The sequence below is a fragment of the Streptomyces flavochromogenes genome (assembly GCF_000717595.1).
In the GTDB taxonomy this organism is placed as follows: domain Bacteria; phylum Actinomycetota; class Actinomycetes; order Streptomycetales; family Streptomycetaceae; genus Streptomyces; species Streptomyces flavochromogenes.
Genome location: NZ_JNZO01000035.1, coordinates 23,912 through 50,691, shown reverse-complemented (window position 1 = coordinate 50,691; position 26,780 = coordinate 23,912). Strand labels below are relative to the sequence as shown.

At 70.4% G+C, this 26,780-nt stretch carries 29 protein-coding genes, 1 tRNA gene and 2 riboswitches; of the genes, 22 read left to right on the top strand and 8 right to left on the bottom strand.

The window, feature by feature from the left end:
• Positions 1-87 precede the first annotated feature (87 nt).
• Positions 88-1,416 carry a nicotinate phosphoribosyltransferase gene (locus tag IF00_RS0134315; protein ID WP_030324935.1) on the bottom strand — a complete coding sequence of 443 codons (1,329 nt, stop codon included), beginning with the start codon at positions 1,414-1,416 and terminating at the stop codon, positions 88-90.
• A gap of 111 nt (positions 1,417-1,527) precedes the next feature.
• Between IF00_RS0134315 and clpS the strand changes: the two genes are divergently transcribed.
• The 10 genes from clpS to IF00_RS0134260 all read left to right on the top strand — a co-directional run bounded on the left by clpS (position 1,528) and on the right by IF00_RS0134260 (position 9,589).
• Positions 1,528-1,833 carry an ATP-dependent Clp protease adapter ClpS gene (gene clpS, locus IF00_RS0134310; protein ID WP_030222252.1) on the top strand — a complete coding sequence of 102 codons (306 nt, stop codon included), beginning with the start codon at positions 1,528-1,530 and terminating at the stop codon, positions 1,831-1,833.
• Positions 1,833-2,414, top strand: a complete 582-nt coding sequence (locus IF00_RS0134305; RefSeq protein WP_030324934.1) for a DUF2017 domain-containing protein — start codon at positions 1,833-1,835, stop codon at positions 2,412-2,414. Before clpS ends, IF00_RS0134305 begins: the two co-directional genes overlap by 1 nt.
• Positions 2,415-2,747: 333 nt before the next feature.
• Complete coding sequence (locus IF00_RS0134300; protein ID WP_030324932.1) at positions 2,748-4,175, top strand: amino acid permease; 1,428 nt, start codon at positions 2,748-2,750, stop codon at positions 4,173-4,175.
• A gap of 123 nt (positions 4,176-4,298) precedes the next feature.
• Complete coding sequence (locus IF00_RS0134295; protein ID WP_030324929.1) at positions 4,299-4,727, top strand: M67 family metallopeptidase; 429 nt, start codon at positions 4,299-4,301, stop codon at positions 4,725-4,727.
• Positions 4,720-4,853, top strand: a riboswitch (cobalamin riboswitch). (Overlaps the previous gene by 8 nt.)
• 42 nt (positions 4,854-4,895) lie before the next feature.
• The gene (locus IF00_RS0134290) at positions 4,896-5,885 is read left to right on the top strand and encodes an ABC transporter substrate-binding protein (RefSeq protein ID WP_030324927.1); all 990 of its coding nucleotides are present in this window, start codon (positions 4,896-4,898) and stop codon (positions 5,883-5,885) included.
• A gap of 351 nt (positions 5,886-6,236) precedes the next feature.
• On the top strand, positions 6,237-7,319 hold the full coding sequence (locus IF00_RS0134280) for a FecCD family ABC transporter permease (protein WP_051820765.1): 1,083 nt from the start codon (positions 6,237-6,239) through the stop codon (positions 7,317-7,319).
• Positions 7,316-8,101 carry an ABC transporter ATP-binding protein gene (locus IF00_RS0134275; RefSeq protein WP_030324923.1) on the top strand — a complete coding sequence of 262 codons (786 nt, stop codon included), beginning with the start codon at positions 7,316-7,318 and terminating at the stop codon, positions 8,099-8,101. Before IF00_RS0134280 ends, IF00_RS0134275 begins: the two co-directional genes overlap by 4 nt.
• A 44-nt stretch (positions 8,102-8,145) precedes the next feature.
• Complete coding sequence (locus IF00_RS47885; RefSeq protein WP_315986240.1) at positions 8,146-8,262, top strand: putative leader peptide; 117 nt, start codon at positions 8,146-8,148, stop codon at positions 8,260-8,262.
• 92 nt (positions 8,263-8,354) lie between these two features.
• The gene (locus tag IF00_RS0134265) at positions 8,355-8,633 is read left to right on the top strand and encodes a MoaD/ThiS family protein (protein ID WP_030324921.1); all 279 of its coding nucleotides are present in this window, start codon (positions 8,355-8,357) and stop codon (positions 8,631-8,633) included.
• 5 nt (positions 8,634-8,638) lie between these two features.
• Positions 8,639-9,589: a PLP-dependent cysteine synthase family protein gene (locus IF00_RS0134260; protein WP_030324919.1), complete on the top strand. Its 951-nt coding sequence runs from the start codon at positions 8,639-8,641 to the stop codon at positions 9,587-9,589.
• 159 nt (positions 9,590-9,748) lie between these two features.
• Here IF00_RS0134260 and IF00_RS0134255 read toward each other — a convergent pair whose 3' ends face one another.
• Positions 9,749-10,255, bottom strand: coding sequence for a type II toxin-antitoxin system PemK/MazF family toxin (locus tag IF00_RS0134255; RefSeq protein WP_030324918.1), 507 nt, complete (start codon positions 10,253-10,255; stop codon positions 9,749-9,751).
• 203 nt (positions 10,256-10,458) lie between these two features.
• Between IF00_RS0134255 and IF00_RS0134250 the strand changes: the two genes are divergently transcribed.
• Positions 10,459-11,211: an MBL fold metallo-hydrolase gene (locus IF00_RS0134250; RefSeq protein WP_030324916.1), complete on the top strand. Its 753-nt coding sequence runs from the start codon at positions 10,459-10,461 to the stop codon at positions 11,209-11,211.
• A gap of 120 nt (positions 11,212-11,331) precedes the next feature.
• On the opposite strand, the gene IF00_RS0134245 is transcribed toward IF00_RS0134250, so the two are convergent.
• On the bottom strand, positions 11,332-12,597 hold the full coding sequence (locus tag IF00_RS0134245) for a PTS transporter subunit EIIC (RefSeq protein ID WP_030324914.1): 1,266 nt from the start codon (positions 12,595-12,597) through the stop codon (positions 11,332-11,334).
• 311 nt (positions 12,598-12,908) lie between these two features.
• On the bottom strand, positions 12,909-14,207 hold the full coding sequence (locus IF00_RS0134240) for a PTS transporter subunit EIIC (protein ID WP_030324913.1): 1,299 nt from the start codon (positions 14,205-14,207) through the stop codon (positions 12,909-12,911).
• 197 nt (positions 14,208-14,404) lie between these two features.
• On the opposite strand from IF00_RS0134240, the gene IF00_RS0134235 reads away from it, so the two are divergent.
• From IF00_RS0134235 to rdgB, 4 genes are all read left to right on the top strand, one after another.
• Positions 14,405-14,677 carry a PTS sugar transporter subunit IIB gene (locus IF00_RS0134235; protein WP_073914414.1) on the top strand — a complete coding sequence of 91 codons (273 nt, stop codon included), beginning with the start codon at positions 14,405-14,407 and terminating at the stop codon, positions 14,675-14,677.
• 177 nt (positions 14,678-14,854) lie between these two features.
• Positions 14,855-15,586 carry a ribonuclease PH gene (gene rph, locus IF00_RS0134230; RefSeq protein ID WP_030324909.1) on the top strand — a complete coding sequence of 244 codons (732 nt, stop codon included), beginning with the start codon at positions 14,855-14,857 and terminating at the stop codon, positions 15,584-15,586.
• Positions 15,587-15,649: 63 nt separating this feature from the next.
• Positions 15,650-16,057 (top strand): hypothetical protein, encoded by a 408-nt coding sequence (locus IF00_RS0134225; protein ID WP_030324908.1) that lies wholly within the window; start codon positions 15,650-15,652, stop codon positions 16,055-16,057.
• A gap of 8 nt (positions 16,058-16,065) precedes the next feature.
• Positions 16,066-16,668 carry an RdgB/HAM1 family non-canonical purine NTP pyrophosphatase gene (rdgB, locus tag IF00_RS0134220; protein WP_030324907.1) on the top strand — a complete coding sequence of 201 codons (603 nt, stop codon included), beginning with the start codon at positions 16,066-16,068 and terminating at the stop codon, positions 16,666-16,668.
• A gap of 54 nt (positions 16,669-16,722) precedes the next feature.
• Here rdgB and IF00_RS0134215 read toward each other — a convergent pair.
• The 3 genes from IF00_RS0134215 to bcp all read right to left on the bottom strand — a co-directional run bounded on the left by IF00_RS0134215 (position 16,723) and on the right by bcp (position 18,953).
• Positions 16,723-16,806: transfer RNA gene (locus IF00_RS0134215), tRNA-Leu, on the bottom strand.
• 52 nt (positions 16,807-16,858) lie between these two features.
• Positions 16,859-18,358, bottom strand: coding sequence for a glycine betaine/L-proline transporter ProP (gene proP / locus IF00_RS0134210; protein WP_030324906.1), 1,500 nt, complete (start codon positions 18,356-18,358; stop codon positions 16,859-16,861).
• A gap of 121 nt (positions 18,359-18,479) precedes the next feature.
• Positions 18,480-18,953: a thioredoxin-dependent thiol peroxidase gene (bcp, locus tag IF00_RS0134205; RefSeq protein ID WP_030324905.1), complete on the bottom strand. Its 474-nt coding sequence runs from the start codon at positions 18,951-18,953 to the stop codon at positions 18,480-18,482.
• A gap of 152 nt (positions 18,954-19,105) precedes the next feature.
• On the opposite strand from bcp, the gene IF00_RS0134200 reads away from it, so the two are divergent.
• The 3 genes from IF00_RS0134200 to IF00_RS0134190 all read left to right on the top strand — a co-directional run bounded on the left by IF00_RS0134200 (position 19,106) and on the right by IF00_RS0134190 (position 20,284).
• Positions 19,106-19,426 (top strand): DUF3618 domain-containing protein, encoded by a 321-nt coding sequence (locus IF00_RS0134200; protein ID WP_030324903.1) that lies wholly within the window; start codon positions 19,106-19,108, stop codon positions 19,424-19,426.
• Positions 19,427-19,472: 46 nt separating this feature from the next.
• Positions 19,473-19,811, top strand: a complete 339-nt coding sequence (locus IF00_RS0134195; RefSeq protein WP_015033852.1) for a GroES family chaperonin — start codon at positions 19,473-19,475, stop codon at positions 19,809-19,811.
• 50 nt (positions 19,812-19,861) lie between these two features.
• Positions 19,862-19,930: riboswitch (guanidine-III (ykkC-III) riboswitch) on the top strand.
• A gap of 33 nt (positions 19,931-19,963) precedes the next feature.
• Positions 19,964-20,284, top strand: coding sequence for a DMT family transporter (locus tag IF00_RS0134190; RefSeq protein ID WP_030324901.1), 321 nt, complete (start codon positions 19,964-19,966; stop codon positions 20,282-20,284).
• A 25-nt stretch (positions 20,285-20,309) separates the two neighbouring features.
• Here the strand turns inward: IF00_RS0134190 and IF00_RS0134185 are convergent, their stop codons facing one another.
• Positions 20,310-22,574 carry a transglycosylase domain-containing protein gene (locus tag IF00_RS0134185; protein ID WP_030324898.1) on the bottom strand — a complete coding sequence of 755 codons (2,265 nt, stop codon included), beginning with the start codon at positions 22,572-22,574 and terminating at the stop codon, positions 20,310-20,312.
• Between the two features lie 204 nt (positions 22,575-22,778).
• Here IF00_RS0134185 and IF00_RS0134180 point away from each other — a divergent pair, with 204 nt between their 5' ends.
• The 4 genes from IF00_RS0134180 to IF00_RS0134165 all read left to right on the top strand — a co-directional run bounded on the left by IF00_RS0134180 (position 22,779) and on the right by IF00_RS0134165 (position 26,730).
• Entirely contained in the window at positions 22,779-23,579 is an 801-nt protein-coding gene (locus IF00_RS0134180; protein ID WP_030324896.1) for an ABC transporter permease, read from the top strand.
• Positions 23,580-23,667: 88 nt separating this feature from the next.
• Positions 23,668-24,444: an ABC transporter permease gene (locus tag IF00_RS0134175; RefSeq protein ID WP_078944964.1), complete on the top strand. Its 777-nt coding sequence runs from the start codon at positions 23,668-23,670 to the stop codon at positions 24,442-24,444.
• 9 nt (positions 24,445-24,453) lie between these two features.
• Positions 24,454-25,449 (top strand): ABC transporter ATP-binding protein, encoded by a 996-nt coding sequence (locus IF00_RS0134170; RefSeq protein ID WP_245234707.1) that lies wholly within the window; start codon positions 24,454-24,456, stop codon positions 25,447-25,449.
• A 12-nt stretch (positions 25,450-25,461) separates the two neighbouring features.
• Positions 25,462-26,730, top strand: coding sequence for a DUF445 domain-containing protein (locus IF00_RS0134165; RefSeq protein WP_030324893.1), 1,269 nt, complete (start codon positions 25,462-25,464; stop codon positions 26,728-26,730).
• The last annotated feature ends 50 nt before the right edge of the window (positions 26,731-26,780 follow it).

Below are 26,780 nucleotides of genomic sequence, written 5' to 3'. Positions count from 1 at the left end.
GAGGGGTGGGACCGAGCCTAGAGACTCGGCCCGCCCACCGGGAGGGGGCGGGTCCGGTCTCCGTGGGGTCTCGGGCCCGGGGGTGTCCTAGATGTACTCCGTCGGCAGCACCGGCTCGCCCCGGGAGAGCTGGATCGCCGACATCGGCAGCCCGGCGCGGGCCGCGATGTGCCGGGACCGCGCGGCCTCCAGGGGCTCGCGGGCCACCACGTCACCACCCTTGACCAGCTCGACCAGGAGCTGGTGGTCGGCGAGCTCCGGCGGCACGGGGCCGGTGCCCACGACCTCCGCCTCGGCGACGCCGTACGCGTCGGGCCGGCGCGCCGCCCACTTGCGTCCGCCGACCGAGGCCTTGCCGCCGAGGGACTTCTTGGCGACCGGGGTGAGAGGAGCCTTGAGGTCGGCCGAGGAGGCGCGGGCGACCAGCTTGTAGACCATGGAGCAGGTCGGGTGGCCGCTGCCGGTGACCAGCTGGGTGCCCACCCCGTACGCGTCGACCGGGGCCGCCGCGAGGGAGGCGATGGCGTACTCGTCGAGGTCCGAGGTGACGACGATCTTCGTGTTCCGGGCGCCCAGCTCGTCGAGCTGCTGCCGGACCCGGTGGGCGACGAGCAGCAGGTCGCCGGAGTCGATCCGGACGGCCCCGAGCTCGGGTCCCGCCACCTCGACGGCGGTACGCACGGCCTCGGCCACGTCGTAGGTGTCGACGAGGAGGGTCGTACCGCGGCCGAGGGTCTCGACCTGGGCGCGGAAGGCGTCGCGCTCGCTGTCGTGGAGGAGCGTGAAGGCGTGGGCGGAGGTGCCGACGGTCGGGATGCCGTAGCGGAAGCCGGCCGCGAGGTCCGAGGTGGAGTCGAAGCCGCCGACGTACGCGGCGCGGGAGGCGGCGACGGCCGCCAGCTCGTGGGTGCGCCGGGCGCCCATCTCGATCAGGCGGCGCCCGCCGGCCGCGGCCGACATGCGGGAGGCGGCGGCGGCGATGGCCGAGTCGTGGTTGAGGATGGAGAGGATCACCGTCTCCAGGAGCACGCACTCGGCGAAGGAGCCCTCGACGCGCAGGACGGGCGAGCCGGGGAAGTACACCTCGCCCTCGGGGTAGCCCCAGATGTCACCGGTGAAGCGGTAGCGGGCGAGCCATTCCAGGGTCGGCTCGTCGACGATGCCGCGTTCGCGAAGGAAGCCCAGGACGGCGGGGTCGAAACGGAAGTTCTCGACGGCGTCGAGGACCCGGCCGACGCCCGCGAGGACGCCGTAGCGCCGGCCCTCGGGCAGTCTCCGGGTGAAGACCTCGAAGACCGAGCGTCGGTCGGCGGTGCCGCCCCGGAGGGCCGCCTGGAGCATGGTCAGCTCGTACTGATCGGTGAAGAGCGCGGTCGACGGCACGTCCACCGGCAGCCCAAGGTCCGCAGCGTTCATGTCGGCGATGCTAGCGCAGAAATCGTCAGAGTGACGAATAGTGGGGCGAGCGGGTGACGGGCGGGTGACCCGTTTGTGCGACGGGCCCTCCGGGGTGGCAGCATGGGGTGAGTGAGCGTCGCGCCTATTGAGATCGAACGTACGGAATCGGCCGAGGAGGTCTCCGCGGTCGTCGAACCCGACGTGCCCTGGGTGACCCTCGTGCACAACGACCCGGTCAACCTGATGAGCTACGTGACCTACGTCTTCCAGGCGTACTTCGGCTACTCCAAGGACAAGGCGCACAAGCTGATGCTCGACGTGCACCACAAGGGCCGCGCGGTGGTCTCCAGCGGCACCCGCGAGGAGATGGAACGCGACGTGCAGGCGATGCACGGCTACGGCCTCTGGGCGACCCTCACCCAGGACCGCGGCTGATGGCCGGGCGCTTCGAGACCCTGCCCGGCGGCGGAGCGGCCGTCGCCCTCGACGACGTCGAGATCTCCATCCTCCGCTCCCTCGCCGTCCAGCTCATGGAGCTGATCGGGCCGGGCGACGAGCCCGCCAAGGACGCCGACCCGCTGGCCGCGCTCTTTGCCGAGGGCCCCAGCAAGCCGCCGTCCGACCCCGCCCTCAAGCGCCTCTTCCCCGACGCGTACGGGGACGACAGCGAGGAGCTGCGGGCGGCCGCCTCCGACTTCCGCCGCTTCACCGAGAACGACCTGCGGGCCCGCAAGCGCGAGGACGCCCTCGGCGTCGTCCGCGCCCTCGACGCGCTCTCCGCCGACGCGGCGGGCGAGGGCGGCGCCGTCCTGAAGCTGACCCCGGACGAGTCCCGTGCCTGGCTCGGCGCCCTCAACGACCTCCGGCTGACCATCGGCACCCGCCTGGAGGTCACCGACGACGAGGGCGAGCAGCTGTACCGGCTGCCGGACTCCGACCCGCGCAAGCCGATGGTGATGGCATACCTCTGGCTGGGGGCGCTCCAGGAGTCCCTCGTCGAGACCCTGATGTACTGACGCCACCCCTCCGGGCACCCCTCGGTAACGGGGTGTTCGCTCAGCGGACGCTCAAATCCGGATAACGAATGCGTTATCAGAGCGTCCGCTTTGCCGTCTTGAGTCTCCTTCGCCCGCCGTTTTCTGTGGCGTGCGCCACATCCAACTCCCTCGATCACGGCCCGCCCCGTGATAAATCTTCACGACCGCTCGGGGACGCCACCCCTGTTCCCGAGGGCGCTTGGACCGGCTGACCGCCGGTGGCACTCCATCCACATCCGGGGGGATCAGGATCTGATCCGCGGCAGACGCACTCGCAGTCGCGCGGATCAGCATGGAGAAAGGCGCACCACCATGACCTCTGTGCAGGTCGACAAGCAGCACGACGGCACCGACGGGGCCGTGGACGGCGGCGAGGGCTACCAGCGTGGCCTCGGCGCCCGGCAGATCCAGATGATCGCGATCGGCGGGGCCATCGGCACCGGCCTCTTCCTCGGCGCCGGCAAGGCCATCGCCAAGGCGGGACCCAGCCTGATCCTCGCGTACGCCATCGCGGGCCTGGTCATCTTCTTCATCATGCGCGCCCTCGGCGAGCTCCTCATGTACCGCCCCGTGTCCGGCTCCTTCGCGGAGTACGCACGGGAGTTCGTCGGCCCGTTCTGGGGCTTCGTGACCGGCTGGACGTACTGGCTCTTCTGGGTCGTCACCGGCATCACCGAAGTCACCGCCGCGGCCACCTATATGACGTACTGGTGGGACATCCCGCAGTGGATCTCCGCACTGGTCTTCACCGTGATCCTCTACGGCGCCAACCTGATCTCCGTGAAGCTCTTCGGTGAGCTGGAGTTCTGGTTCTCCATGGTCAAGGTCACCGCCATCATCGGCATGATCCTGATCTGCGCCGGCATCCTCACCATCGGCTTCTCCGACGCCGGCGACACCGCCTCCGTCACCCACCTGTGGGACCAGGGCGGCTTCTTCCCCACCGGCATCGGCAACACGCTGATGACCCTGCAGATCGTCATGTTCGCGTTCCTCGCGGTCGAGCTCGTCGGCGTCACCGCCGGTGAGTCCAAGGACCCGAAGACCGTCCTGCCCAAGGCCATCAACACCGTGCCGTGGCGCATCGCCGTCTTCTACGTCGGCGCGCTCATCATGATCCTGTCGGTCGTCCCGTGGACCGAGTTCCAGCCCGGCGTCTCCCCGTTCGTCGCCGCCTTCGAGAAGATGGGCCTCGGCGTCGGCGCCGCCATCGTCAACTTCGTGGTGCTGACCGCGGCCCTGTCCTCCTGCAACTCGGGCATGTACTCCACCGGCCGCATGCTGCGCGACCTCGCGCTCAACGGCCAGGGCCCGAAGGTCTTCACCAAGCTCACCAAGAGCGGCACCCCGCTGCTCGGCCTGACCTTCTCGGCCTCGCTGATGCTGGTCGGCGTCTGGATCAACTACGTCGCCCCCGGCAAGGCCTTCGAGTACGTCGTCTCCTTCGCCACCATCTCCGGCATGTGGGCCTGGATCATGATCCTGGTCTGCCAGATCCGCTACCGCGCCAAGGCCAACCGCGGCGAGCTCCCCGAGTCCACCTTCAAGGCCCCGGGAGCCCCGTACACCAGCTGGTTCGCGCTCCTCTTCATCGGCATGGTCATCGTGATGATGGGCATCGACGAGGGCGCCCGGGTCTCGCTGTACGCCGCCCCGGTCTGGGGTCTCATCCTCGGCGTCTCCTACCTGGTCCTGAAGTCCCGCAACCCCGAGGGCGCCGCCTTCGCCAAGCGGTCCTGACCGGACCCCACGGGCGGTCGCCCCGGGCCGTCCCCAAACGGCTCTGACCTCGACCGTCTCGGCATACGGGCCGTTCCGTACCACTCCCCGGTACGGAACGGCCCGTCGGCTTATCCTGTCGGCATGCTGACCATCACCCGGGCCCTGTACGACCAGATCGTGAAACACTCGCGCGCGGACCACCCCGACGAGGCATGCGGCGTGGTCGCGGGCCCGGTCGGCACCGGCCGCCCCGAGCGGTTCATCCCGATGCTCAACGCCGCCCGCTCGCCCACCTTCTACGAGTTCGACTCCGCGGACCTGCTCAAGCTCTACCGCGAGATGGACGACCGGGACGAGGAGCCCGTCATCGTCTACCACTCGCACACCGCGACCGAGGCCTACCCGTCCCGCACGGACATCTCGTACGCCAACGAGCCCCAGGCCCACTACGTCCTCGTCTCCACCGCGGACAGCGACGGCGCCGGCCCCTTCCAGTTCCGCTCCTTCACCATCGTCGACGGCGTCGTGACCGAGGAAGAGGTCAAGGTCGTCGAGGAGTACGACGCCTGAGACACTGGCCGGGACCTACGGGCGGCAGGACCCAGGAAGCCGGTGCGAATCCGGCACGGTCCCGCCACTGTGACCGCCTCCTGCGGGAGACGGAAGCCAGGAACTGACCTGCCGCCTTCTCACCACCGATCGGGGACGTGGAAATCCCCGGAGGAGGCACGTTCCGTCATGTCCTGGACCCGTCGCACCCGGCTGCCCCTGACGCCCCTGCTGTCCGCCGCCGCCCTGCTCCCGCTGCTCGCCGCCTGCTCGGCCCCCGCGGGGGAGACCCCCGCCGCCGAGGCCGCCCCGGGATTCCCGTACACCGTCTCCAACTGCGGTGTGAAGACGACCTTCAAGGCCCCGCCGAAGCGCGCGGTCACCATGAACCAGCACGTCACCGAGGTCATGCTCGCCCTCGGCCTGGAGAAGTCGCTCGTCGGCACGGCCTACCTCGACGACGCGATCCTCCCCGCCTACAAGAAGGCGTACGACTCCGTCCCCGTCCTCGCGAAGGAGTACCCCTCCAAGGAGGCCCTGCTCGCCGCCGGACCCGACTTCGTGTACGGCGGCTACTCCTCCGCCTTCGCGAGCAAGGACGGCCGGAGCCGCGACGACCTGAAGCGCGCGGGCATCGACACCCGGCTCAACACCGAGTACTGCCCGTCCGGTTCGCCCTCCGTCGACGACCTCTACCGCGAAGTGGACGAGGTCGGCCGCACGTTCGGCGTCCCCGACCGGGCCGAGAAGTGGGTCCGGGAGGCGCGGACCACCGTCGCCGCCACCGAGAAGCGCCTCAAGGGCACCGCACCCGTCTCCGTCTTCGTCTACGACAGCGGCGACAAGACCGCCTTCACCGCCGGCGGCAAGGGCATCGGCAACGAGCTCATCACCCGCGCCGGCGGACGGAACGTCTTCGCCGACCTCGACAAGGCCTTCGGCGACGCCACCTGGGAACAGGTCGTCGCCCGCAGGCCCGAGGTCGTCGTCATCTACGACTACGGCTCCACGACCGTCGAACAGAAGAAGAAGCGGCTCCTCGACGACCCGGCGCTCAAGGACGTCCCCGCGATCAAGAACCGCCGGTTCGCCGTCATGCCGCTCTCCGACACGGTCCTCGGCGTCCGCGTCCCCGCGGCCGTCGACAAGCTGGCGGCCCAGCTCCACCCGGCCCGATGACCGCGGGCACCCGCACGGCGGGCGCACCGGAAGAGCCCCCCGGCCCTCCCGCCACCGCCCCGGCCGTCCCGGAAAAGCCGCCCGCCCCACCGCGCCCGGAAACACCGACCACCCCGGCCTCGGGGCCCGACCGCCCTGCCGGGCTCGACCGCCCTGCCGGGTCCGACCGCCCTGCCGGGTCCGACCGACCCGTAGGGTCCGACCGCCCTGCCGGGCTCGACCGCCCTGCCGGGTCCGACCGACCCGTCGGGTCCGACCGCCCTGCTGGGCCCGACCGCCCTGCCGGGTCCGACCGACCCGTCGGGTCCGACCGCCCTGCCAGGCTCGACCGCCCTGCCGGGTCCGACCGCCCTGCCGGGCGGCCGGCCCGCGCGGGCGGGTGGCGCGCAGGCGCGGGCCGGTGGCGGGCCCCTGAGGTACGCGGTCGTCGTCGCCGGGCTTCTCCTCGCCCTGGCCGCGGCCGCCACCGCCTCGCTCGCCCTCGGCTCCGTCCGCATCCCGCCCGGCCAGGTCCTCGACGCCCTCACCGGCCGCGCCGCCGACCCCTCCCCGTACCGCACGATCGTCCTCGACGTACGGCTTCCCCGGGTCCTGCTGGGCGCGGTCGTAGGCGCCGGGCTCGCCGTCGTCGGCGCCGTCCTCCAGGCCCTCGTCCGCAACCGGCTCGCCGACCCCTTCCTCCTCGGGATCTCCTCCGGCGCCTCCGCCGGAGCCGTCCTCGTCCTGGTCGCCGGCGGGGGAGTGGGCCTCGTCGGAGGCGTGACCACCACGCTCGCCCTGCCCGCCGGTGCCTTCGCGGGCGCCCTGCTCTCCCTCGTCCTCGTCTACGGGCTCGCGCGCCGCGGCGGCACCCTGACCAGCACCCGGCTCGTCCTCGCCGGAGTCGCCGTCTCCTACATCCTGTCCGCCCTGGCCACCCTGCTCCTGGTCGTCGCCGGACGACCCGAGCAGTTCCAGGAGGCCATGTACTGGTCCCTCGGCGGCCTCGGCAGCGCCCGCTGGGACACCCTGGTCCTGCCCGCCGCCGTCCTCGCCGTCGGCGTCGGCGCCCTCCTCACCCTCGCCCGCCCGCTCGACCTGCTCCTCGTCGGCGAGGAGGGCGCCACCGTCCTCGGCCTGGACACCGCCCGGTTCCGCGCCGCCGTCTTCGTCCTCGCCTCCCTCGTCACCGCCGTCATGGTCGCCGCCAGCGGAGCCGTCGGCTTCGTCGGCCTGATGGCCCCGCACGCCGCCCGCCTCGCCGTCGGCGCCCCGCACCGCAGGCTCCTCCCGGTCGCCGCGCTCGGCGGAGCGCTCGCCCTGGTCCTCGCCGACCTCGGCGCCCGGACCGTCGCCGCGCCCCAGGACGTCCCCGTCGGCATCCTCACCGCCCTCACCGGCGGCCCGTTCTTCCTCTGGCTGATGCGCCGCCGTCCGGAAGGAGCACAGCTGTGACCGAACTGCGCCTGCACGGCCTCTCGTACGAGAACCGGCTCCGCTCCGTCGACCTGACCGTCCGCCCGGGCGAGACCGTCGGCCTCATCGGACCCAACGGCAGCGGCAAGACCACCCTTCTGCGCTGCGTCTACGGCACCCTCACCCCCACGGCGGGCCGCGCCCTCCTCGACGGCGACGACCTCCACGCCCTCGGCCCCAAGGCCCGCGCCCGCCGCGTCGCCACCGTCCCGCAGGACAGCGCCCTCGATTTCGAACTCACCGTCGGCGAACTCGTCGCCCTCGGCCGCTCCCCGCACAAACGGTTCTGGGAGGGCGACACCGGCGCCGACCGGGAGCGCGCCGAGGACGCCCTCGCCCGCGTCGGTCTCGCCGACCTCGTCGACCGTCCGTATCCCACCCTCTCCGGCGGCGAGCGCCAACGCGCCCTGGTCGCCCGGGCCCTCGTCCAGGACCCGGCCCTCCTCGTCCTCGACGAACCCACCAACCACCTGGACATCCGCCACCAGCTCGACGTCCTGGCCCTCGTCCGTACCCTGGGCACCACCAACCTGCTCGCGCTGCACGACCTCAACCTCGCGGGGGCGTACTGCGACCGGATCTACGTCCTGGAGCGCGGAAGGCTCGTCACCGGCGGCACACCCGCCGAGGTCCTCACCCCCGCCCTCATGGAGGCGGTCTACGGGGTGGATGCCGAGGTCATCCCGCATCCGAGGACGGGGAGTCCCACCGTCCTCTTCCAGCACAGTCCGGCAGGCGGTCAGGAATCATCCACCATGTGAGATCACATTCCGAAACCCGGACCGGGAATCGATACGATGAGCCCATGGTTTCCCACGACGTGAGCGAAGAGACTCCGGGCACAGTTCTGCTCGTCGCGCGCCTGCACGTCGACCTGTGCCGCCTCGCCAGCGCGATCTGTTCGTCCCGCGCTGCGCTCTGAGCGACCGGCCGAGCGCACTTACGTACGACCCCCCTCCGCGCGGGGGCCCCAGCAGCGCGCCCATCACGCCACTTCCGACAGGAGCCCACGCCATGGCCATCGAGGTCCGCATCCCGACCATCCTCCGCACCTACACCGACGGCCAGAAGGCCGTCGAGGGCAGCGGCGGCACCCTCGCCGAGCTCTTCGCCGACCTGGAGTCCCGCCACGCCGGGATCGAGGCCCGCATCGTCGACGACGGCAAGCTCCGCCGCTTCGTCAACGTCTACCTCAACGACGAGGACGTCCGCTTCCTCGACGGCATCGACACCAAGCTCACCGACGGCGACAACGTCACGATCCTGCCGGCCGTCGCCGGTGGCATGGTCTGATCCACATGCGCTACGACTCCTCGCTGGCGGCGGTCGGCAACACGCCGCTCGTCCGCCTCCCCCGGCTCTCGCCCTCGGACGACGTCCGCATCTGGGCGAAGCTGGAGGACCGCAATCCGACCGGCTCGGTCAAGGACCGCCCCGCGCTCCACATGATCGAGCAGGCGGAGAAGGACGGCCGTCTCACCCCCGGCTGCACCATCCTGGAGCCGACCAGCGGCAACACCGGCATCTCCCTGGCCATGGCGGCCAAGCTCAAGGGCTACCGCATCGTCTGCGTCATGCCCGAGAACACCAGCGAAGAGCGCCGCCAGCTGCTCTCCATGTGGGGCGCCGAGATCATCTCGTCCCCCGCGGCGGGCGGATCGAACACGGCCGTACGCGTCGCCAAGGAGATCGCGGCCGAGAACCCGACCTGGGTGATGCTCTACCAGTACGGCAACCCGCACAACGCGGGCGCCCACTACGCCACCACCGGCCCCGAGATCCTCGCCGACCTGCCCTCCATCACCCACTTCGTGGCGGGCCTCGGCACCACCGGCACCCTCATGGGAGTCGGCCGCTACCTGCGCGAGCAGAAGCCCGACGTCAAGATCGTCGCCGCCGAGCCGCGCTACGACGACCTCGTCTACGGCCTTCGGAACCTCGACGAGGGCTTCGTGCCGGAGCTCTACGACGCCTCCGTCCTCACCACCCGCTTCTCCGTCGGCTCGGCCGACGCCGTGACCCGTACCCGGGAACTCCTCCAGCAGGAGGGCATCTTCGCGGGCGTCTCCACGGGCGCGGCCCTGCACGCGGCCATCGGCGTCGGCAACAAGGCGGCGAAGGCGGGCGAGAGCGCGGACATCGCCTTCGTCGTCGCGGACGGCGGCTGGAAGTACCTCTCGACCGGCCTCTACACGGCGGCCACCACGGAGGAGGCCATCGCGGCGGTCCAGGGCCAGCTCTGGGCGTAGGCCTTCGCCATCCCGCCCTCCGGCTGCGGGCCATCAGCCAGGGCGGATCGGGCGGGCACAACGGAACGGCGCACTCGGCCGCACGCGGGCGCCGTCGCCTGAACCCGCACCAGCGGGCCCAGCATCAGGGGGCCCCGCGCCCCGAAGGCCCGCGCGACGCTAACGCGCCAGATGGCGGACCTGGTCCCACAGGACCGGGTCCGCCGTCCCCGCTTTCCGCCGGAATTCCGAGACCGGAACCTCCCGCAGTTCATCCGTCTCCAGGAAGCTCGGCCGCCCCTGCGCATCCCCCACCGCACCCGGCGGCAGTGCGATCACACCCGGCCGCTCGTCGTGGTACTTGCTGGTGATCTTGGCGACGAGCGCGCTGTCCCCCCGTACCGACAGCACGAGACAGGGCCGGTCCTTCGACCCGGGCCCGTCCTCGAAGGGCACGTCCGCCCACCAGATCTCCGCGGCCCGCGGCAACCGCGACGGAGCCTTCCGCGGTCCGGCGGGCCGACCGGCCGGCCGCGTCGGCCCGGCCGGCGGGCGGGTCCGTCCCGACGGGCGCCCCGACGGACGTCCCGACGGGCGGCGCGACGACCGCCGCCACCCGTCGGCGAGCGCCACCACCAGTGCGATCACCACGACCGCGACCAGCGCGGGCCACCACGACGTGTCCATACCTCAAGACGGTACCGGTGCGCGGCTCACGTCGCCGACGCGGCCCGCCATCCATCCGAACCGGTGACAGAGCCCGTGAGTTCGCCCACAACGGGCCACCGCAAAGGAGCGACAGGCCCTGGAGCGCCTTACGCTCGACAGACCGCACAGCCTCCCCCTTCCTCAGCGCGCTTTCCGTATCCGTCCACGGAGGTTCACGCTCCATGAAGCTCACCGTCGTCGGCTGCTCCGGGTCGTTCCCGTCCGCGGATTCGGCCTGTTCGAGCTACCTCGTCGAGGCCGACGGCTTCCGGCTGCTCCTCGACATGGGCAACGGCGCCCTGGGCGAGCTGCAGCGACACATCGGTCTGTACGACCTCGACGCGATCTTCCTCAGTCATCTGCACGCGGACCACTGCATCGACATGTGCGGGTACTTCGTCGCCCGCTACTACCGGCACGAGGGCGGACGCTGCGACGCGATCCCCGTCTACGCCCCGGAGGGCGCCGAGCAGCGCCTGACCACGGCGTACGCGGACACGCCCTCGCCCACCTCGATGAGCGAGGTCTTCGACTTCCGCACCCTGAAGTCGGGCGCCTTCGAGATCGGCCCGTTCTCCGTCCGTACGGAGAAGGTGTGCCATCCGGTCGAGGCGTACGGCATCCGGGTCGAGCACGACGGCCGCTCGCTGACGTACTCCGGGGACACCGGGGTCTGCGAGTCGCTGCACAAGCTCGCCGAGGGCAGCGACCTCTTCCTCTGCGAGGCCTCCTTCACCCACGGCAAGGAGGACATCCCGGCCCTCCACCTCAACGGCCGCGAGGCGGGCGCCGAGGCGACCCGCTCCTCGGTGGGCCGGCTCGTCCTCACCCACATCCCGCCGTGGACGGACGGCGAGCAGAACCTGGCGGACGCCCGTCAGGTGTACTCGGGCCCGTCGGAGCTGGCGCGACCGGGCGCGGTCTACGAGATCTGAGGCCGCCCTCCACGACCACGAAGACCGGCCACGGAAGACCGGTCACGGGAAGCGCGACAACGGGAAGGGCCCCGGAACCGTACGTACGGTTCCGGGGCCCTTCCGTGCTGCGGGTGAGGCTCACGCCTTGGTGAGGTCCTCGATCTCCTCGTCGGACTCACGGCCCGGCGTGGGGAGGTTGAACTTGGTGATCGCGAAGCGGAAGACCACGTAGTAGATCGCCGCGAAGACGAGACCGATCGGAATGATCAGCCACGGCTTGGTCGCGAGGTTCCAGTTCAGCAGGTAGTCGATACCGCCGGCCGAGAAGGTGAAGCCCGCGTGGACACCGAAGGCCCAGGTGACGGCCATGGACACGGCGGTCAGGACGGCGTGGATCGCGTACAGGACCGGCGCGATGAACATGAAGGTGAACTCGATCGGCTCCGTGATGCCGGTGACGAAGGAGGTCAGCGCGAGGGAGACCATCATGCCCATCACGGCCTTGCGGCGCTCGGGGCGAGCGGCGTGGGCGATGGCGATGGCGGCGGCCGGGAGGCCGAACATCATGATCGGGAAGAAGCCCGACATGAAGATTCCGGCGCTCGGGTCACCGGCGAAGAAGCGGTTGAGGTCACCGTGGACGACCTCGCCGGCGGCGTTGGTGAAGTCACCGATCTGGAACCAGGAGACGGTGTTCACGAACTGGTGCATGCCGACGGGGATCAGCGCGCGGTTGATGAGGCCGAAGAGGCCGGCGCCACCGGCGCCGAGGCCGGTCATCCACTCGCCGAAGCTGGAGATGCCCTCACCGATGGGCTCCCAGACCAGACCGAAGACGACACCGACGGCGGTGCCGACGAAGGCCATGATGATCGGGACGAGACGGCGGCCGTTGAAGAAGCCGAGCCAGTCGACCAGCTTGGTGCGGTGGAACTTCTGCCACAGGACCGCGGAGAGCAGACCCATCAGGATGCCGCCGAGGACGCCCGGGTTGTTGAACGTCGCGGCGACGTCGACACCCTTGTTGGCGGTCGTGTTGACGACGGCGTCGGTGATGGGGAAGGCCTTCAGCACGTTGCTGTAGACCAGGAAGCCGACGAGCGCGGCCAGGGCGGTGGAGCCGTCCGCCTTCTTGGCGAAGCCGATGGCGACACCGATGCAGAAGAGCAGGGGCAGGTTGTCGAAGACCGCGCCGCCGGCGGTGGCGAAGACGGAGGCGACCTTGTCCCAGCCGAGTCCGTCCTTTCCGAAGACGTCGGGCTGGCCGAGACGGAGCAAGATACCCGCGGCCGGCAGCACGGCGATCGGCAGCTGCAGGCTGCGACCGACCTTCTGCAGGCCCTGGAACAGGCCGGATCCGCGCTTCTTCGCGGGAGCGGCGGCCTGGGCGGTGGCCGTACTCATCAACTTCCTCCAGTAAGGCAAGGCGCCGCCAGAGGACAGTGAAAAGGGGGGACGGCGACGTCTCGTGGAACGCGGTGGTCTGGACCGCGTGGTCTACACCAATGAGTGGTGTAGACCAGTTGTAGCACGTGAGACTTAGATAAGGAACCTGCGAATTTTGTGTGCTCAGCCATAGCTGGAAATGCACGACATAAGGCCCCCGGACCGTCAGGTCCAGGGGCCTTTCGCGGGTCTTACGCGAGGGGCGAAAGCCCCGAAACGGTCAGGCTGTGCAGGGTGACCGCGGCGCTACATGACGTTGTCGCGCCGCCTCACTTGACGTTCTCCCGCTCCATCTCGTCCCCGACCTCGTCCGGCTCGCGGCCGGGGGTCTGGAGGTTGAACCTGGTGATCGCGAACCGGAAGATCGCGTAGTACACGACCGCGAACGCGAGACCGATGGGAATGATCAGCCACGGCTTCGTCGCGAGGCCCCAGTTGATCACGTAGTCGATCAGACCGGCCGAGAAGCTGAAGCCGTCCTTCACCCCGAACGCCCAGGTCACGGCCATCGACACACCCGTGAGCACGGCGTGGATCGCGTAGAGCAGCGGGGCGATGAAGAGGAACGAGTACTCGATCGGCTCGGTGATGCCGGTGACGAACGAGGTCAGTGCGACCGACAGCATCAGACCGCCGACCTCCTTGCGCCGGTGCGGCTTGGCGCAGTGGGTGATCGCCAGCGCGGCCGCCGGAAGCGCGAACATCATGATCGGGAAGAAGCCCGTCAGGAACTGGCCGGCGTTCGGGTCGCCCGCGAGGAACATGGGGATGTCGCCGTGGACCACCGTGCCGTCCGGCTTCTCGTAGGTGCCGAACTGGAACCAGATCGGCACGTTCAGGAACTGGTGCAGGCCGATGACGAGCAGCGCCCGGTTCGCCAGACCGAAGATGCCCGAGCCCCACGAGCCGAGTCCGACCAGCCAGTCGCTGAAGTTCTCCAGGCCCTGACCGATCGGCGGCCAGATCCACAGGCACAGCGAGGCGAACGCGATCGCCACGAACGTCATGATGATCGGGACCAGGCGGCGGCCGTTGAAGAAGCCCAGCCAGTCGACCAGCTTCGTCCGGTGGTACCGCTGCCACAGGTACGCGGTGAGCAGGCCCATGACGATGCCGCCGAAGACCCCCGGGTTCTGGTACGTGTAGGCGGCGTAGGCGTCGCCCGGCGCCAGGCAGGCGCCCCCGATGTCCTTCGTGCCCGTGGGGCAGTCCTTCGGGAACTGACGCAGGACCGTGTAGTAGACGAGGAATCCGACGACGGCCGCGAGTGCGGTCGAGCCGTCGGCCTTCTTCGCCATGCCGATGGCGACGCCGACGCAGAAGAGCAGCGGAAGACCGAGGTTGCCGTCGAGGAGCGCGCCACCGGCGCCGGCCATCACCGCGGCGACGTTGTCCCAGCCGAGACCGTCCGCTCCGAACACGTCCGGTTGCCCGAGCCGGTTGATGATGCCGGCGGCCGGGAGGACGGCGATGGGGAGCTGGAGGCTGCGGCCCATCTTCTGGAGCCCCTGGAAGAGTCCGCCCCACACGGACTTCTTCGGCTGCGCCGCAGCGCTGTCGGTACTCATCGGCGTCCTCCCTGCCCGGAACAAGCCGGGTCCGCGTCTCGTTGCACACTGGTGTAGACCAGTTGCGATAGGCTCCCCGGAGCCCACTGAGGACAGGCCGCCGGTGATCGTCATCCTTCGGCAGAACGGCGGCACTCGCTCGCGAAGTTGGGCCAACCGTGGGTTACCGTGACAAAGCGGACCACAGGTGCGCCGAGATTCGCGTACGCGCGAACGGAACGGACAGGGAGAAACACATGGCCAGCAAGGCTGAGAAGATCGTCGCCGGGCTCGGCGGCATCGAGAACATCGAAGAGGTCGAAGGCTGCATCACCCGCCTGCGCACCGAGGTCGTGGACCCGTCCAAGGTCGACGAGGCCGCCCTCAAGGCCGCCGGCGCCCACGGCGTCGTCAAGATGGGCACCGCGATCCAGGTCGTCATCGGCACCGACGCCGACCCGATCGCCGCCGACATCGAAGACATGATGTAAGCAGCCGCATCAGCTGAAGGGCCCGTTCCGGCAGGGGAACGGGCCCTTCGTCATGTACGGCTCCGGCAGGGCGACGGGCCCCTCGTCCCGTGCGGCTCCGGCAGGGCGACGGCCCGCCGTCCCGTGCGGCTCCGGCAGGGCGACGGGCCCCTCCCCGCATCCCGCTAGGCTCGTCCCATGTCTCGTATCGACGGCCGTACCCCCGAACAGCTCCGCCCCGTCACCATCGAACGCGGATGGAGCAAGCACGCCGAGGGCTCCGTCCTCATCTCCTTCGGCGACACCAAGGTCTTCTGCACCGCCTCCGTCACCGAAGGCGTCCCGCGCTGGCGCAAGGGCAGCGGCGAAGGCTGGGTCACCGGCGAGTACTCGATGCTCCCGCGCGCCACCAACACCCGTGGCGACCGCGAATCCGTCCGCGGCAAGATCGGCGGCCGCACCCACGAGATCTCCCGCCTCATCGGCCGCTCGCTGCGCGCCGTCATCGACTACAAGGCGCTCGGCGAGAACACCATCGTCCTCGACTGCGACGTCCTCCAGGCCGACGGCGGCACCCGCACCGCCGCCATCACCGGCGCGTACGTCGCCCTCGCCGACGCCGTCGCCTGGGCCCAGACGAAGAAGCTCGTCAAGGCCGGCCGCAAGCCCCTCACCGGCACCGTCGGCGCCGTCTCCGTCGGCATCGTCGACGGCGTCCCCCTCCTCGACCTCTGCTACGAGGAGGACGTCCGCGCCGACACCGACATGAACGTCGTCTGCACCGGCGACGGCCGCTTCGTCGAGGTCCAGGGCACCGCCGAGGCCGAGCCCTTCGACCGCGACGAGCTCAACGCCCTCCTCGACCTCGCGTCCGGCGGCTGCGCCGAACTCGCCGAGATCCAGCGCAAGGCCCTCGAAGGAACCCTCTGACCCCGCACTGCGTCCTGACGGGCGGGCGTACGGATAAGCTCCGTGCGCCCGTCCGTCGTTCGTATGTACGCACCTGGGGGAGGACCCGCCTTGAAGCGCCGTCTCGCACTCGCCGTGGCCACGGCCGCCGCACTCACCACCGTCCTGAGCGGCTGCGGAGCCCTCGACAAAGCAATGGACTGCGTCAAGACCGCCGACGCGATAGCCACCTCGGTGAGCAACCTTCAGCAGGCGGTCTCCAACGCCTCGAACGACGCCGCCCAGATCGAGGAATCCCTCAACTCCATCTCCACGGAACTGGGCAACCTCAAGAACACCACGGACAACGCCGACCTCTCCAAGGCGGTCGACGACCTCACCAAGGGCGTCGACACCGTCCGCACCGCCGTCAAGAACGGCGACACGACGCCGGACATCACCCCCATCACCGACGCGGCCACCGAGATCGGCAAGGTCTGCACCCCGGGATAATCGGTGGCATGACCCGTCTGATCCTCGCCACCCGCAACGCGGGCAAGATCACCGAACTCCACGCGATCCTCGCCGACGCAGGCCTCGACCTCGAACTCGTCGGCGCGGACGCGTACCCGGAGATCCCCGACGTCAAGGAGACCGGCGTCACGTTCGCCGAGAACGCCCTCCTCAAAGCCCACGCCCTCGCCCAGGCCACCGGCCTGCCGGCCGTCGCCGACGACTCCGGCCTCTGCGTCGACGTCCTGAACGGCGCCCCCGGCATCTTCTCGGCCCGCTGGTCGGGCACGCACGGCGACGACCGCGCGAACCTGGACCTCCTGCTGGCCCAACTCTCCGACATCGCCGACGAACACCGAGGCGCCCACTTCGCCTGCGCGGCGGCCCTGGCCCTGCCCGACGGCACGGAACGCGTCGTCGAGGGCACGATGCCGGGCACCCTCCGCCACGCCCCCGAGGGCACGAACGGCTTCGGCTACGACCCGATCCTCCAGCCGGAGGGCCACGAGGTCACCTGCGCGGAACTGACCCCGGCGGAGAAGAATGCGATCAGCCACCGGGGCAAGGCGTTCCGGGCGCTGGTGCCGGTGGTGAGGGAGCTGCTGGGCTGAGGCCTCCGAGCACAGTGAGGGGCCGTCCGGTTCGGACGGCCCCTCACTACCCGGTGCGGCCGGTGGGACTCGAACCCACACGGGCTTTCGCCCACTGGGACCTAAACCCAGCTCGGCTGCCAGTTACGACACGGCCGCATGCACCGCCATCGTAGCGGTCACCGCCCGTCCGGTTCAGGGGGCGACGGGGTCAGAACCTCGGTTCCGGAGCCTGGGACATCACCAGTTCCGCCGCTTCCTCCGGCGTCTCCACCGACGGCGGCGAACCCTCCAGGGGCTGTCGGGCCGTCTCCTTCATGCAGGCGACCGCTATCACTCCGACGAGCGCCGCGCCCATCGCGTAGTACGCCGGCATCAGATTGCTGCCGGTCGCGCCGATGAGGGCCGTGATCACCAGGGGGGTCGTACCGCCGAACAGCGACGCCGACAGGTTGTAGCCCACCGACAGGGAGCCGTAGCGGACGTCCGTCGGGAAGAGCGCCGGGAGCGCCGCCGACATCGTGCCGAGCATGCAGACCAGGGACAGGCCGAGCATCAGCATGCCCGCCGTGATCGCGGGCACGCCGCCCTGGCCGATCAGCAGGAACGCGGGCAGCGACAGGAACAGGAAGCCCAGCATCCCCGCCATCAGTACCGGCTTCCGTCCGAAACGGTCGTTCAGACGCCCGACCTGAGTGATGATCAGCATCAGCAGGACCATCACGAGCAGCAGGATCAGCAGGCCGTGCGTCTCGCTGTAGCCGAGCTCGTCGGAGAGGTACGTCGGCATGTACGACAGCAGCATGTAGTCGGCGATGTTGTACGCGCCGACCAGCGCGATGCACAGGATCAGCGTCGGCCACTGCTGCCGGAAGATCTTCGCCAGGTCGCCCTTGGTGGAGGTCTCCACCGCGTCCGCCGCCTCGGAGGCGCGCGCCGACTCGCTCTCCAGCTTCTGGAAGGCGGGCGTCTCGTCGAGCCGCAGTCGCAGGTAGAGGCCGACGAGGCCCAGCGGGCCCGCGACCAGGAACGGCACGCGCCAGCCCCATGCCTCCATGGTGTCGGAGCCGAGCCACGCGGTGAGTGCCGTGACCAGGCCCGCCGCCGCGACGTAGCCCGCCAGGGTGCCGAACTCCAGGAAGCTGCCGAAGTAGCCCCGGCGGCGGTCGGGGGCGTACTCGGCGATGAAGGTAGAGGCGCCGCCGTACTCGCCGCCGGTGGAGAAGCCCTGGAGCATCCTGAAGAAGACCAGGAGGGCCGGCGCCCAGAAGCCGATGGAGGCGTACGACGGGATCAGGCCGATCGCGAAGGTGCCGACGGCCATGAGGATCATCGTCAGGGCGAGGACCTTCTTACGGCCCAGCCGGTCACCCATCGGGCCGAACACCATGCCGCCGAGCGGGCGGATCAGGAAGGCGACCGCGAACGTCGCGAAGGACGACAGCAGCTGGACGGTGTCGTTGCCCGACGGGAAGAAGACATGGCCGAGGGTGACCGCGAGGTAGGCGTAGATGCCGAAGTCGAACCACTCCATGGCATTGCCCAGCGAGGCCGCCTTCACGGCCCGCTTGACGGCCGCCTCGTCGGTGACCGTGATGTCGGTGCGCCGCAGTCTGGGCTGCCGTCGCCGGATGACGGCCTTGAACAGCAGCGGATGACGCCTCTGGGCCTCGGGATCGGCGACGGGGCCGTCGCGGTCTGTGGCCGGCATGGCCGTACGTCCTCTCTCCGGGAAAAACTCCAGAGGACCTTCTGTACGGTCAGGCCGTTCACAAACGGAATCCGCCCGGGAATGGGACGTGGGTCACGCCGTCCCCTTCCCGGGCGGGCGGTCAGGCCTCGATCGAGAGGTCCCTGAGGATCTTGGCGACGTGGCCGGTGGCCTTCACGTTGTAGAAGGCGTGCTCCACCTTGCCGTCCTCGTCCACGACGACCGTGGAGCGGATCACGCCCGTCACGACCTTGCCGTACAGCTTCTTCTCGCCGAAGGCGCCGTACGCCTCGAGGATCTCCTTCGACGGGTCGCCGACCAGCGTGACCTTCAGGTTCTCCTTCTCGCGGAACTTCGCCAGCTTCTCCGGCTTGTCCGGCGAGACGCCGATGACGTCGTAGCCCGCCGCCGCCAGCACGTCCAGGTTGTCCGTGAAGTCGCACGCCTGCTTCGTGCAGCCGGGCGTCAGCGCCGCCGGGTAGAAGTAGACGATGACCTTGCGGCCCTTGTGGTCCGCGAGGGAGACCTCGTTGCCGTCCGCGTCGGGCAGGGTGAAGGCGGGGGCGGTGTCGCCGGGCTGCAGTCGCTCGCTCATGGCTGGCTCTCCTCGGGATGGTTCGCGTACGCATTCAGAGCCTAATGGGGGTCGGGGACAGCCCGGTGGCGACAGAGCTGACAGACTGTCCACAAGGACCGATCAACGACCGGATCACGACCCACCCGGATCACGACTACGGAGGCAGCGCGGTGTCGGAGGCCAGGACCCCTGCGCAGATCGAGGCGGACATCGTCCGCCGGCGCGAGCAGCTCGCCGTCACTCTCGACGAGATCGGCATTCGGATGCATCCGAAGACGATCATCGGGGACGCGAAGGCCAAGGTCGCCTCGACGGTCGACCAGACCGCCGGACGCGCCTTCGTCGCCGTCAACCGGGTCGTCTCGGACGTGAAGGCACGTTTCACTCATGAGGACGGCGCCCCCCGCCTGGAGCGCGTGGTGCCGGCGGCCCTGGTCGCCGTCGCGATCATCGGGCTGCTCGCCGCCTCCTCCCGCAAGGGCAGGCGATGACCCGTCGCCGCCTCGGGTGCCGTACCCGGGCAGGTAGGTTCACACCGTGAGCGAGAACACGCACGACAAGCTGCCCATCCGGATGCTCCACGACCGCGTCCTGGTCCGCACCGACTCCCCGGAGGGGGAACGGCGCTCCGGCGGCGGCATCCTGATCCCGGCGACCGCCGCCGTCGGCCGTCGCCTTGCCTGGGCCGAGGTGGTCGCGGTCGGTCAGAACGTCCGTACCGTCGAGATCGGCGACCGTGTGCTGTACGACCCCGAGGACCGTGCCGAGGTCGAGGTGCGGGGCGTGGCGTACGTCCTGATGCGGGAGCGTGATCTGCACGCGGTGGCCGCGGACCGGTTCCAGGGGACGACGGACTCGACCGGGCTGTATCTCTGACCCTGAATGCCTCGGAAGGCCTTGGTGACCATGGTCACCAAGGCCTTCCGTCGTTTTTTGCTAGCCTGGAGACACCCGACGAGACGCGCCGTACCGGGATCCCGACAAGACGACGCACCCCTGTTGTTCCGTCTCGCGGAGGTGTCGTCGTCATGGCCTGGGTTCTTCTTGTCGTCGCGGGTCTGCTGGAAGTCGGCTGGTCGATCGGGATGAAGTACACCGACGGCTTCACGCGGCTCTGGCCCAGCGTGTTCACCGGCGTCGGGATCGTCGCCTCGATGGTGCTGTTGTCGCACGCCGCGAAGACCCTGCCGATCGGTACGGCCTACGGGGTGTGGGTGGGTATCGGCGCGGCCGGTGCGGCGGTGCTCGGCATGGTGGTGCTGGGTGAGCCGGCGACCGCCGCCCGGATCTTCTTCGTCTGTCTGCTGCTGGTCGCCGTCGTGGGCCTGAAGGCGACCTCGGGTCACTGACCGGCGCCCGCGGGGCGGCCGGGGGTCACTGACCGGGAGTGCCGCGAGGCGGCCGGGGGCCGCGCGACGCCGCTCCCGGGCCCGCCTCGCCCAGCTCGTACGACTCCTCGGGGGCCTCAGGAGCACCTGGGTTATCAGGGGCGGTCGAGGCGTCGGGTGCTCCCGAGGCCTCGGGAGCGCCGGAGGCGTCAGGGGCAGCGGCGGCAGCGGAGGCGTCAGCGGCTTCAGAGGCATCAGGGACGGGCGGGACCGGCGGCATGTCCTCCGCCCCCGGCATCAGTTGGAGCTCGAAGTCGCGCGGTGCCGTACCCGCGAGTGCATCGCGGGTGAACTGGGCCCAGATCTCGGCGGGCGCCCCGCCACCGCTGACCCGGGCCTCTCCGAGTGCGCCGTACAGCGGTTCCTGCCGGCCCGACTCGGGGTCCTGGCCCATCAGGGCGACGACCGTGGCGAGTTCCGGGGTGTAGCCGGCGAACCAGGCGGCCTTGTCGTCCTCCGCCGTGCCCGTCTTGCCGGCGGCGGGCCGTCCGGCGGCCTGCGCGGCCGTTCCCGTACCCGTCTCGACGACGCTCCGCAGGATGGCCGTGGTGGTGTCGGCCGCCTCCCGGCTCACGGTCTGCCGGGACTCCCGGGTCGGTACGGCCAGCTCCTGGCCGTCCCTGCTGAGGCTCTCGACGAGGGAGTACGTGCCGTGCCTGCCGTGCGCGGCGAGGGTCGCGTACGCCGTCGCCATGTCCAGGACGCTCGCCGTGGCCGGTCCGAGCGCGATGGAGGGGGAGGCGGTGAGGTCGGGGGTGGAGCCGGGCAGGCCGAGGGCGACCGCGGTCCGTCGTACGTGCCCGGGACCGACGTCGACGGCCATCTGGGCGTACACGGCGTTCACCGACAGGTCGGTCGCGGCGCCGACGGCGATCTCGCCGTAGCTCTCGTCGTCCTCGTTGGCGGGGTCGTACGGGGTGCCGTTCCAGCCCTCGACCGGGCGCCGGTTGTTTCCGTCGTACACGGTGTGGGGGGTGATCGGTTCGCCCTGCTGGGTCTGGGCGCCGCTCTGGACGGCGGCGGTGAAGACGAAGGGCTTGAAGGTGGAGCCGACCTGGTAGTCGCGCCGTGTGGCGTTGTTGACGTACTGCTGGGTGTAGTCGACTCCGCCGTACAGGGCGAGGACCTTGCCGCCGGCCGGGTCGACGGCGGCGGCGCCGACCCGTACGTACCGGTCGGCGGGGGCGCTCGCCGGGTCGAGCCGGGAGATGACCTGCTCCTCTACGGCCTGGACGAGCGCTTCCTGCTTGGCGGGTTCGAGGGTGGTGGTGATGCGGAAGCCGCCGCCGGCGAGGGTCTTCTCGTCGACGATCCCGTGCTCGGTCAGGTACTCCTCGACGGCCTGGACGAGGTAGCCGCGCTGGCCGGAGAGGCCCGTCGCGGGGCGGGCGGTCTGCGGGGTGGGGAAGCGGGCGGCGGCGCGGTCGGCGCGGGTGAGCCAGCCTTCCTTGACCATGCCGTCGAGGACGTAGTTCCAGCGGGCGACGGCCTTGGCGCGGTTCTCGGGGTGGGTGGTGACGTCGTAGGCGCTGGGGGCCTTCAGGACGGAGGCGAGGTACGCGCCCTCGGCGGTGTCGAGGTCCTCGACGTCCTTGCCGTAGTAGGCGCGGGCGGCGGCCTGGACGCCGTACGCGTTGCGTCCGAAGTAGCTGGTGTTCAGGTAGCCCTGGAGGATGTCCTCCTTGCTCTTCTCACGGCCGAGCTTGATCGCGATGAAGAACTCCTTCGCCTTGCGGCTGAGGGTCTGCTCCTGGCCCAGGTAGTAGTTCTTGACGTACTGCTGGGTGATGGTGGAGCCGGACTGGCGGCCCTTGCCGGTGACCGTGTTCCAGGCGGCGCGGACCATCGCCTTGGGGTCGACGGCGCGCGAGGTGTGGAAGTCGCGGTCCTCGGCGGCGAGGACGGCCTGCCGGACGGTGAGGGGGACGCGGTCGAGCCGCACGTTCTCGCGGTTGACCTCGCCGTCGCGGGCGAGGGTGCTGCCGTCCCGGTAGAGGTAGACGTTGGACTGGGCGAGGGCGGCGGAGTTGGCGGGCGGGATCTCCACCAGGAGGTACCCGGCGGCGAAGGCGCCGACGAGCAGCAGGGTGCCGAGGAGCAGGAGCCCGAACAGGGTGCGCAGGCGGCGGCGGGGGCGGCGCTTCGGTCTGTGCGGTGGGGGAGTGGAGAGGGTGGGGTCCCTCGGCTCCCAGCCCGTGGGGCGGGCCGGCCGGGGGGCGTCGGAGTCGCTCGTACCGGAGGAAGGGGGCATGGCAACCCATATTGCCCCTTGGGTGACGAAACTCCTGAATGCGACCCGAAGGTGACGGGAAATCCGGTCGCGGCACGACGGCGTCCTTCGCTAGGGTCGTGCGCTTCGGCGTTTTTCGGGTCCTTTGCGCACGTCGGCGCTTCGCGGACCTCGGCGCTCTCAAGGACTTCGGTGCTTCACGGACTGGGGAGGAGAAGCCGCATGCTGCGGCTGTACGCGACGGTGGCCGCCGGTGGCTTCCGGCGCCATGCCACCTACCGGGTGGCGACGGCGGCGGGGGTGTTCACCAACTCCGTCTTCGGCCTCGTCCTGTCGTACACGTACATCGCCCTCTGGGACGCGCGCCCGCACCTCGGCGGCTACTCGATGGACGACGCGCTCGCGTACGTGTGGATCGGACAGGCCCTGCTCACGGTCTGCGGGATGATGGGCGGCGGCTTCGAGAACGAGCTGATCGAGCGGATCAGGACCGGCGACATCGCGGTCGACCTCTACCGCCCGGCCGACCTCCAGACCTGGTGGTTCTCGGCCAATCTGGGCAGGTCCGCCTACCAGTTGCTCGGCCGCGGGGTCGCCCCCATGGCCCTCGGCTGGCTGGCCTTCCGCTTCACCCTGCCGGCCGGGCCCGGCTCGTGGCTCGCCTTCCTGGTGGCGGTGGCGCTCGGCTCGACGGTCGGTTTCGCGCTCTGGTACGTGGTGGCGATGAGCGCGTTCTGGCTGCTCGACGGCCAGGGCGTGGTGCAGGTGGCCTGGCTGGGCGGCCTGTTCTTCTCGGGGATGCTGCTCCCGCTGAACGTCTTCCCGGGCGCGCTCGGCGAGGTCGCGCGGGCCCTGCCGTGGGCGTCGCTGCTCCAGGTGCCGGCCGATGTGTACCTGGGGACGTACGAGGGCTGGGGCCTGGCGCGGGCGTACGCCTTCCAGGGCGGCTGGGCGCTGGTACTGCTGGTCGTCGGCCGGGCGGTGCAGGCGGCGGCGACGCGGAAGGTGGTCGTCCAGGGTGGCTGAGGCGACGCGTACACGCGTGCGGTCCGGAGGCGCGTACGGCCCGGGTCCCACTCCCGGCCGCCTGGGCGACTCCTGGCGGACGTACCGGATGGTCGCGGGGATGTGGATCCGCTCGACGATGACCTACCGGGCGTCCTTCCTGATCACGCTCTTCACGAACTTCTGCGTCACGTTCTTCGACTTCGTCGCGATCCTGCTGATGTTCGGTCAGGTCAAGGGCCTGGGCGGCTTCGCCTTCGCGGAGGTCGCCCTGCTGTACGGGACGGCGGGCACGGCCTTCGGGATCGCGGACCTCACGATGGGCTCGCTCCAGCGGATGGGGGCGCGGGTCAGGGACGGCTCGCTCGACACGTTCCTGCTGCGCCCGGCGCCGCTGCTCGCGCAGATCGCCGGGGACAAGTTCGCGCTGAAGCGGTTCGGCCGCGTCGCGCAGGGGCTGGTCGTCCTGATCTGGAGCCTGTGCCTGCTGGACGTGGCGTGGACGCCGCTGAAGGTGCTGCTGCTGCCGGTGGCGGTGGTGAGCGGGGCGGTGATCTTCGGGGCGGTGATGGTCGTCGGCGCGTCGGTGCTGTTCTGGATCCAGGACGCGGCGGAGGTGACGAACTCGTTCACGTACGGCGGGAACACCCTCCTCCAGTACCCGCCGACGATCTTCGCGCAGGACCTGGTGCGGGGTGTGGTGTACGTCGTACCGCTGGCGTTCGTGAACTGGCTGCCGGCGCTGTACGTGCTGGACCGGCCGGCCCCGGCGGGGGTGCCGGAGTGGGCGGCGTTCGCGTCACCTCTGGTGGCGGCGGTGCTGTGCGGCGTGGCGGGACTTGCGTGGCGGGCCGGGGTCCGTGCGTACCGATCGACGGGAAGCTGAGGGCAGAAGGTGACGTCGCACATCGAGCCGTTCATCGAACTGGAGAACCTGGAGAAGGTCTTCACGGTCCGCAGAAAGGCAGCGGGCCTCTTCCGCCGCGAGAAGAGCGAGGTACGAGCGGTCGACGGCATCAGCTTCGCCGTCGAGCGCGGGGAGATGGTCGGCTACATCGGCCCGAACGGCGCGGGCAAGTCGACGACGATCAAGATGCTGACCGGCATCCTGACCCCCAGCGGCGGCCGTCTGCGGGTCGCGGGCATCGACCCGGCGCGCGAGCGCACCCGTCTGGCGCAACGGATCGGGGTGGTCTTCGGCCAGCGGACGACGCTCTGGTGGGACCTGCCGCTGAAGGACTCGTACCGGCTGATGCACCGGATGTACCGCATCCCCGACGCCCGCTTCCGGGAGAACCTGGACCGGTGCGTGGAACTCCTGGAACTGGGGGAGCTGCTCGACGTGCCGGTCCGGCAGCTGTCGCTGGGCCAGCGGATGCGCGGGGACATCGCGGCGGCCCTCCTCCACGACCCGGAGGTCCTGTACCTGGACGAGCCGACGATCGGCCTGGACGTGGTGTCGAAGGCCAGGGTGCGCGAGTTCCTGAGCCACCTCAACACCACACAGGGCACGACGGTCCTCCTGACCACCCACGACCTCACGGACATCGAGCAGCTGTGCTCGCGGGTGATGGTGATCGACCACGGGCGGCTGATGTACGACGGGAAACTGTCGGGCCTCCACGCGGTGGGCGAGAGCGAGCGGCTCCTGGTGGTGGACCTGGAGCGGGAGCTGCCGCCGATCGACGTCCCCGGCGCCCGCTTCGTACGGTCGGAGGGCCCCCGCCAGTGGCTCGCCTTCCCGGCCACGGCATCGGCGGCTCCCCTCGTGGCGGAGGTGGCGGCCGCGTACCCGCTGATCGACCTCTCGGTGCGGGAACCGGACATCGAGACGGTGATCGCGAAGATGTACGGGGGAACTCGGGACGAGCGCCGGGAGTCCCTGATGTAGGAGGTCAGGCCCATGGTGAGTTTTTCGTACACGGCGGCGGACGAGGAGAAGAGCAGAGGCGTCCGCCGGATGAAGTCGCTGGCGACGGCGCTGCTGCTCGCCGTGGCGGTGATCTACGCCCTGGCCACCTGGGCGGAGAACGCGGGCTGGGGGGCCTGGACGGGATACGTCGCGGCGGCGGCGGAGGCCGGCATGGTCGGCGCGCTGGCGGACTGGTTCGCGGTGACGGCCCTCTTCCGCCGCCCACTCGGCCTGCCGATCCCGCACACGGCGATCATCCCGACGAAGAAGGACCAGCTGGGAGCGTCACTGGGCCAGTTCGTGGGCGAGAACTTCCTGTCGGCCGATGTCGTACGGGGCAGGCTGGCGGCGCTGGGCATCGGGAAACGCCTCGGCGCGTGGCTGGCCGATCCGGCCCACGCGGACCGGGTGACGGCGGAGCTCTCCACAGCCCTCCGAGGCGCCCTCACCGTCCTCCGCGACTCCGACGTGCAGGCGGTCGTGGGCGAGGCGATCACCCGGCGGGCGGAGGCGGCGGAGATCGCGCCGGGCCTCGGCAAGACGCTGGAGAAGATCGTCTCGGACGGGGCGCACCGCCGGGCGGTGGATCTCGTGTGCACCAGGGCGCACGACTGGCTGGTGACCCACGGCGACTCGGTGATGGACGCGGTCCAGGGCGGCGCGCCGGGCTGGACCCCCCGCTTCGTGGACAGGCGCATCGGCGAACGCGTCTACAAGGAGCTCCTCCGCTTCGTGACGGAGATGCGGGACATGCCGGGGCACCCGGCGCGCGGAGCGATCGACCGCTTCCTGACCGACTTCGCGGCCGACCTCCAGGCGGACACGGACACCCGGGCCCGCGTGGAACGCCTGAAGTCGGACCTCCTGGCCCGCCCGGAGATCCAGGACATCATCGCCTCGGCCTGGTCCTCGGTCCGCAACCTGATCATCGCGGCGGCGGAGGACGACCGCAGCCAACTCCGCCTCCGCGCCCGCGCGTCCCTGATCTCCCTGGGCAACCGCCTGTCGACGGACGCCCGCCTCCAGATGAAGGTGGAGGGCTGGGCGGAGGACGCGGCGGCCTACGTGGTCACGACGTACCGGCACGAGATCACGTCCCTGATCACGGACACGGTCGCGGGCTGGGACGCCACGCAGACGTCGAAGAAGATCGAGGCGAACATCGGCCGCGACCTCCAGTTCATCCGCATCAACGGCACGGTGGTGGGCGCGCTGGCGGGCCTCCTGATCTACACGGTGAGCCACGCGGCGGGGGGCTGAGGGGGGCGGGCTGCCGGAGGCCTTGGCTTCCCGTTGGTGACGGCCCGGCG

Bases quoted from the DNA above. Each gene is read 5' to 3' on its own strand.
- IF00_RS47885 (WP_315986240.1), top strand. From the start codon at position 8,146: ATGGTTTCCCACGACGTGAGCGAAGAGACTCCGGGCACAGTTCTGCTC.
- IF00_RS0134260 (WP_030324919.1), top strand. From the start codon at position 8,639: ATGCGCTACGACTCCTCGCTGGCGGCGGTCGGCAACACGCCGCTCGTC.
- IF00_RS0134185 (WP_030324898.1), bottom strand. From the start codon at position 22,574: ATGCCCCCTTCCTCCGGTACGAGCGACTCCGACGCCCCCCGGCCGGCC.
- IF00_RS0134225 (WP_030324908.1), top strand. From the start codon at position 15,650: ATGTACGCACCTGGGGGAGGACCCGCCTTGAAGCGCCGTCTCGCACTC.
- IF00_RS0134300 (WP_030324932.1), top strand. From the start codon at position 2,748: ATGACCTCTGTGCAGGTCGACAAGCAGCACGACGGCACCGACGGGGCC.
- rdgB (WP_030324907.1), top strand. From the start codon at position 16,066: ATGACCCGTCTGATCCTCGCCACCCGCAACGCGGGCAAGATCACCGAA.
- IF00_RS0134250 (WP_030324916.1), top strand. From the start codon at position 10,459: ATGAAGCTCACCGTCGTCGGCTGCTCCGGGTCGTTCCCGTCCGCGGAT.
- IF00_RS0134165 (WP_030324893.1), top strand. From the start codon at position 25,462: ATGGTGAGTTTTTCGTACACGGCGGCGGACGAGGAGAAGAGCAGAGGC.
- IF00_RS0134315 (WP_030324935.1), bottom strand. From the start codon at position 1,416: ATGAACGCTGCGGACCTTGGGCTGCCGGTGGACGTGCCGTCGACCGCG.
- IF00_RS0134240 (WP_030324913.1), bottom strand. From the start codon at position 14,207: ATGAGTACCGACAGCGCTGCGGCGCAGCCGAAGAAGTCCGTGTGGGGC.
- IF00_RS0134255 (WP_030324918.1), bottom strand. From the start codon at position 10,255: ATGGACACGTCGTGGTGGCCCGCGCTGGTCGCGGTCGTGGTGATCGCA.
- bcp (WP_030324905.1), bottom strand. From the start codon at position 18,953: ATGAGCGAGCGACTGCAGCCCGGCGACACCGCCCCCGCCTTCACCCTG.
- IF00_RS0134175 (WP_078944964.1), top strand. From the start codon at position 23,668: ATGGTCGCGGGGATGTGGATCCGCTCGACGATGACCTACCGGGCGTCC.
- IF00_RS0134245 (WP_030324914.1), bottom strand. From the start codon at position 12,597: ATGAGTACGGCCACCGCCCAGGCCGCCGCTCCCGCGAAGAAGCGCGGA.
- IF00_RS0134305 (WP_030324934.1), top strand. From the start codon at position 1,833: ATGGCCGGGCGCTTCGAGACCCTGCCCGGCGGCGGAGCGGCCGTCGCC.
- IF00_RS0134265 (WP_030324921.1), top strand. From the start codon at position 8,355: ATGGCCATCGAGGTCCGCATCCCGACCATCCTCCGCACCTACACCGAC.
- IF00_RS0134295 (WP_030324929.1), top strand. From the start codon at position 4,299: ATGCTGACCATCACCCGGGCCCTGTACGACCAGATCGTGAAACACTCG.
- rph (WP_030324909.1), top strand. From the start codon at position 14,855: ATGTCTCGTATCGACGGCCGTACCCCCGAACAGCTCCGCCCCGTCACC.
- IF00_RS0134190 (WP_030324901.1), top strand. From the start codon at position 19,964: ATGGCCTGGGTTCTTCTTGTCGTCGCGGGTCTGCTGGAAGTCGGCTGG.
- IF00_RS0134290 (WP_030324927.1), top strand. From the start codon at position 4,896: ATGTCCTGGACCCGTCGCACCCGGCTGCCCCTGACGCCCCTGCTGTCC.
- proP (WP_030324906.1), bottom strand. From the start codon at position 18,358: ATGCCGGCCACAGACCGCGACGGCCCCGTCGCCGATCCCGAGGCCCAG.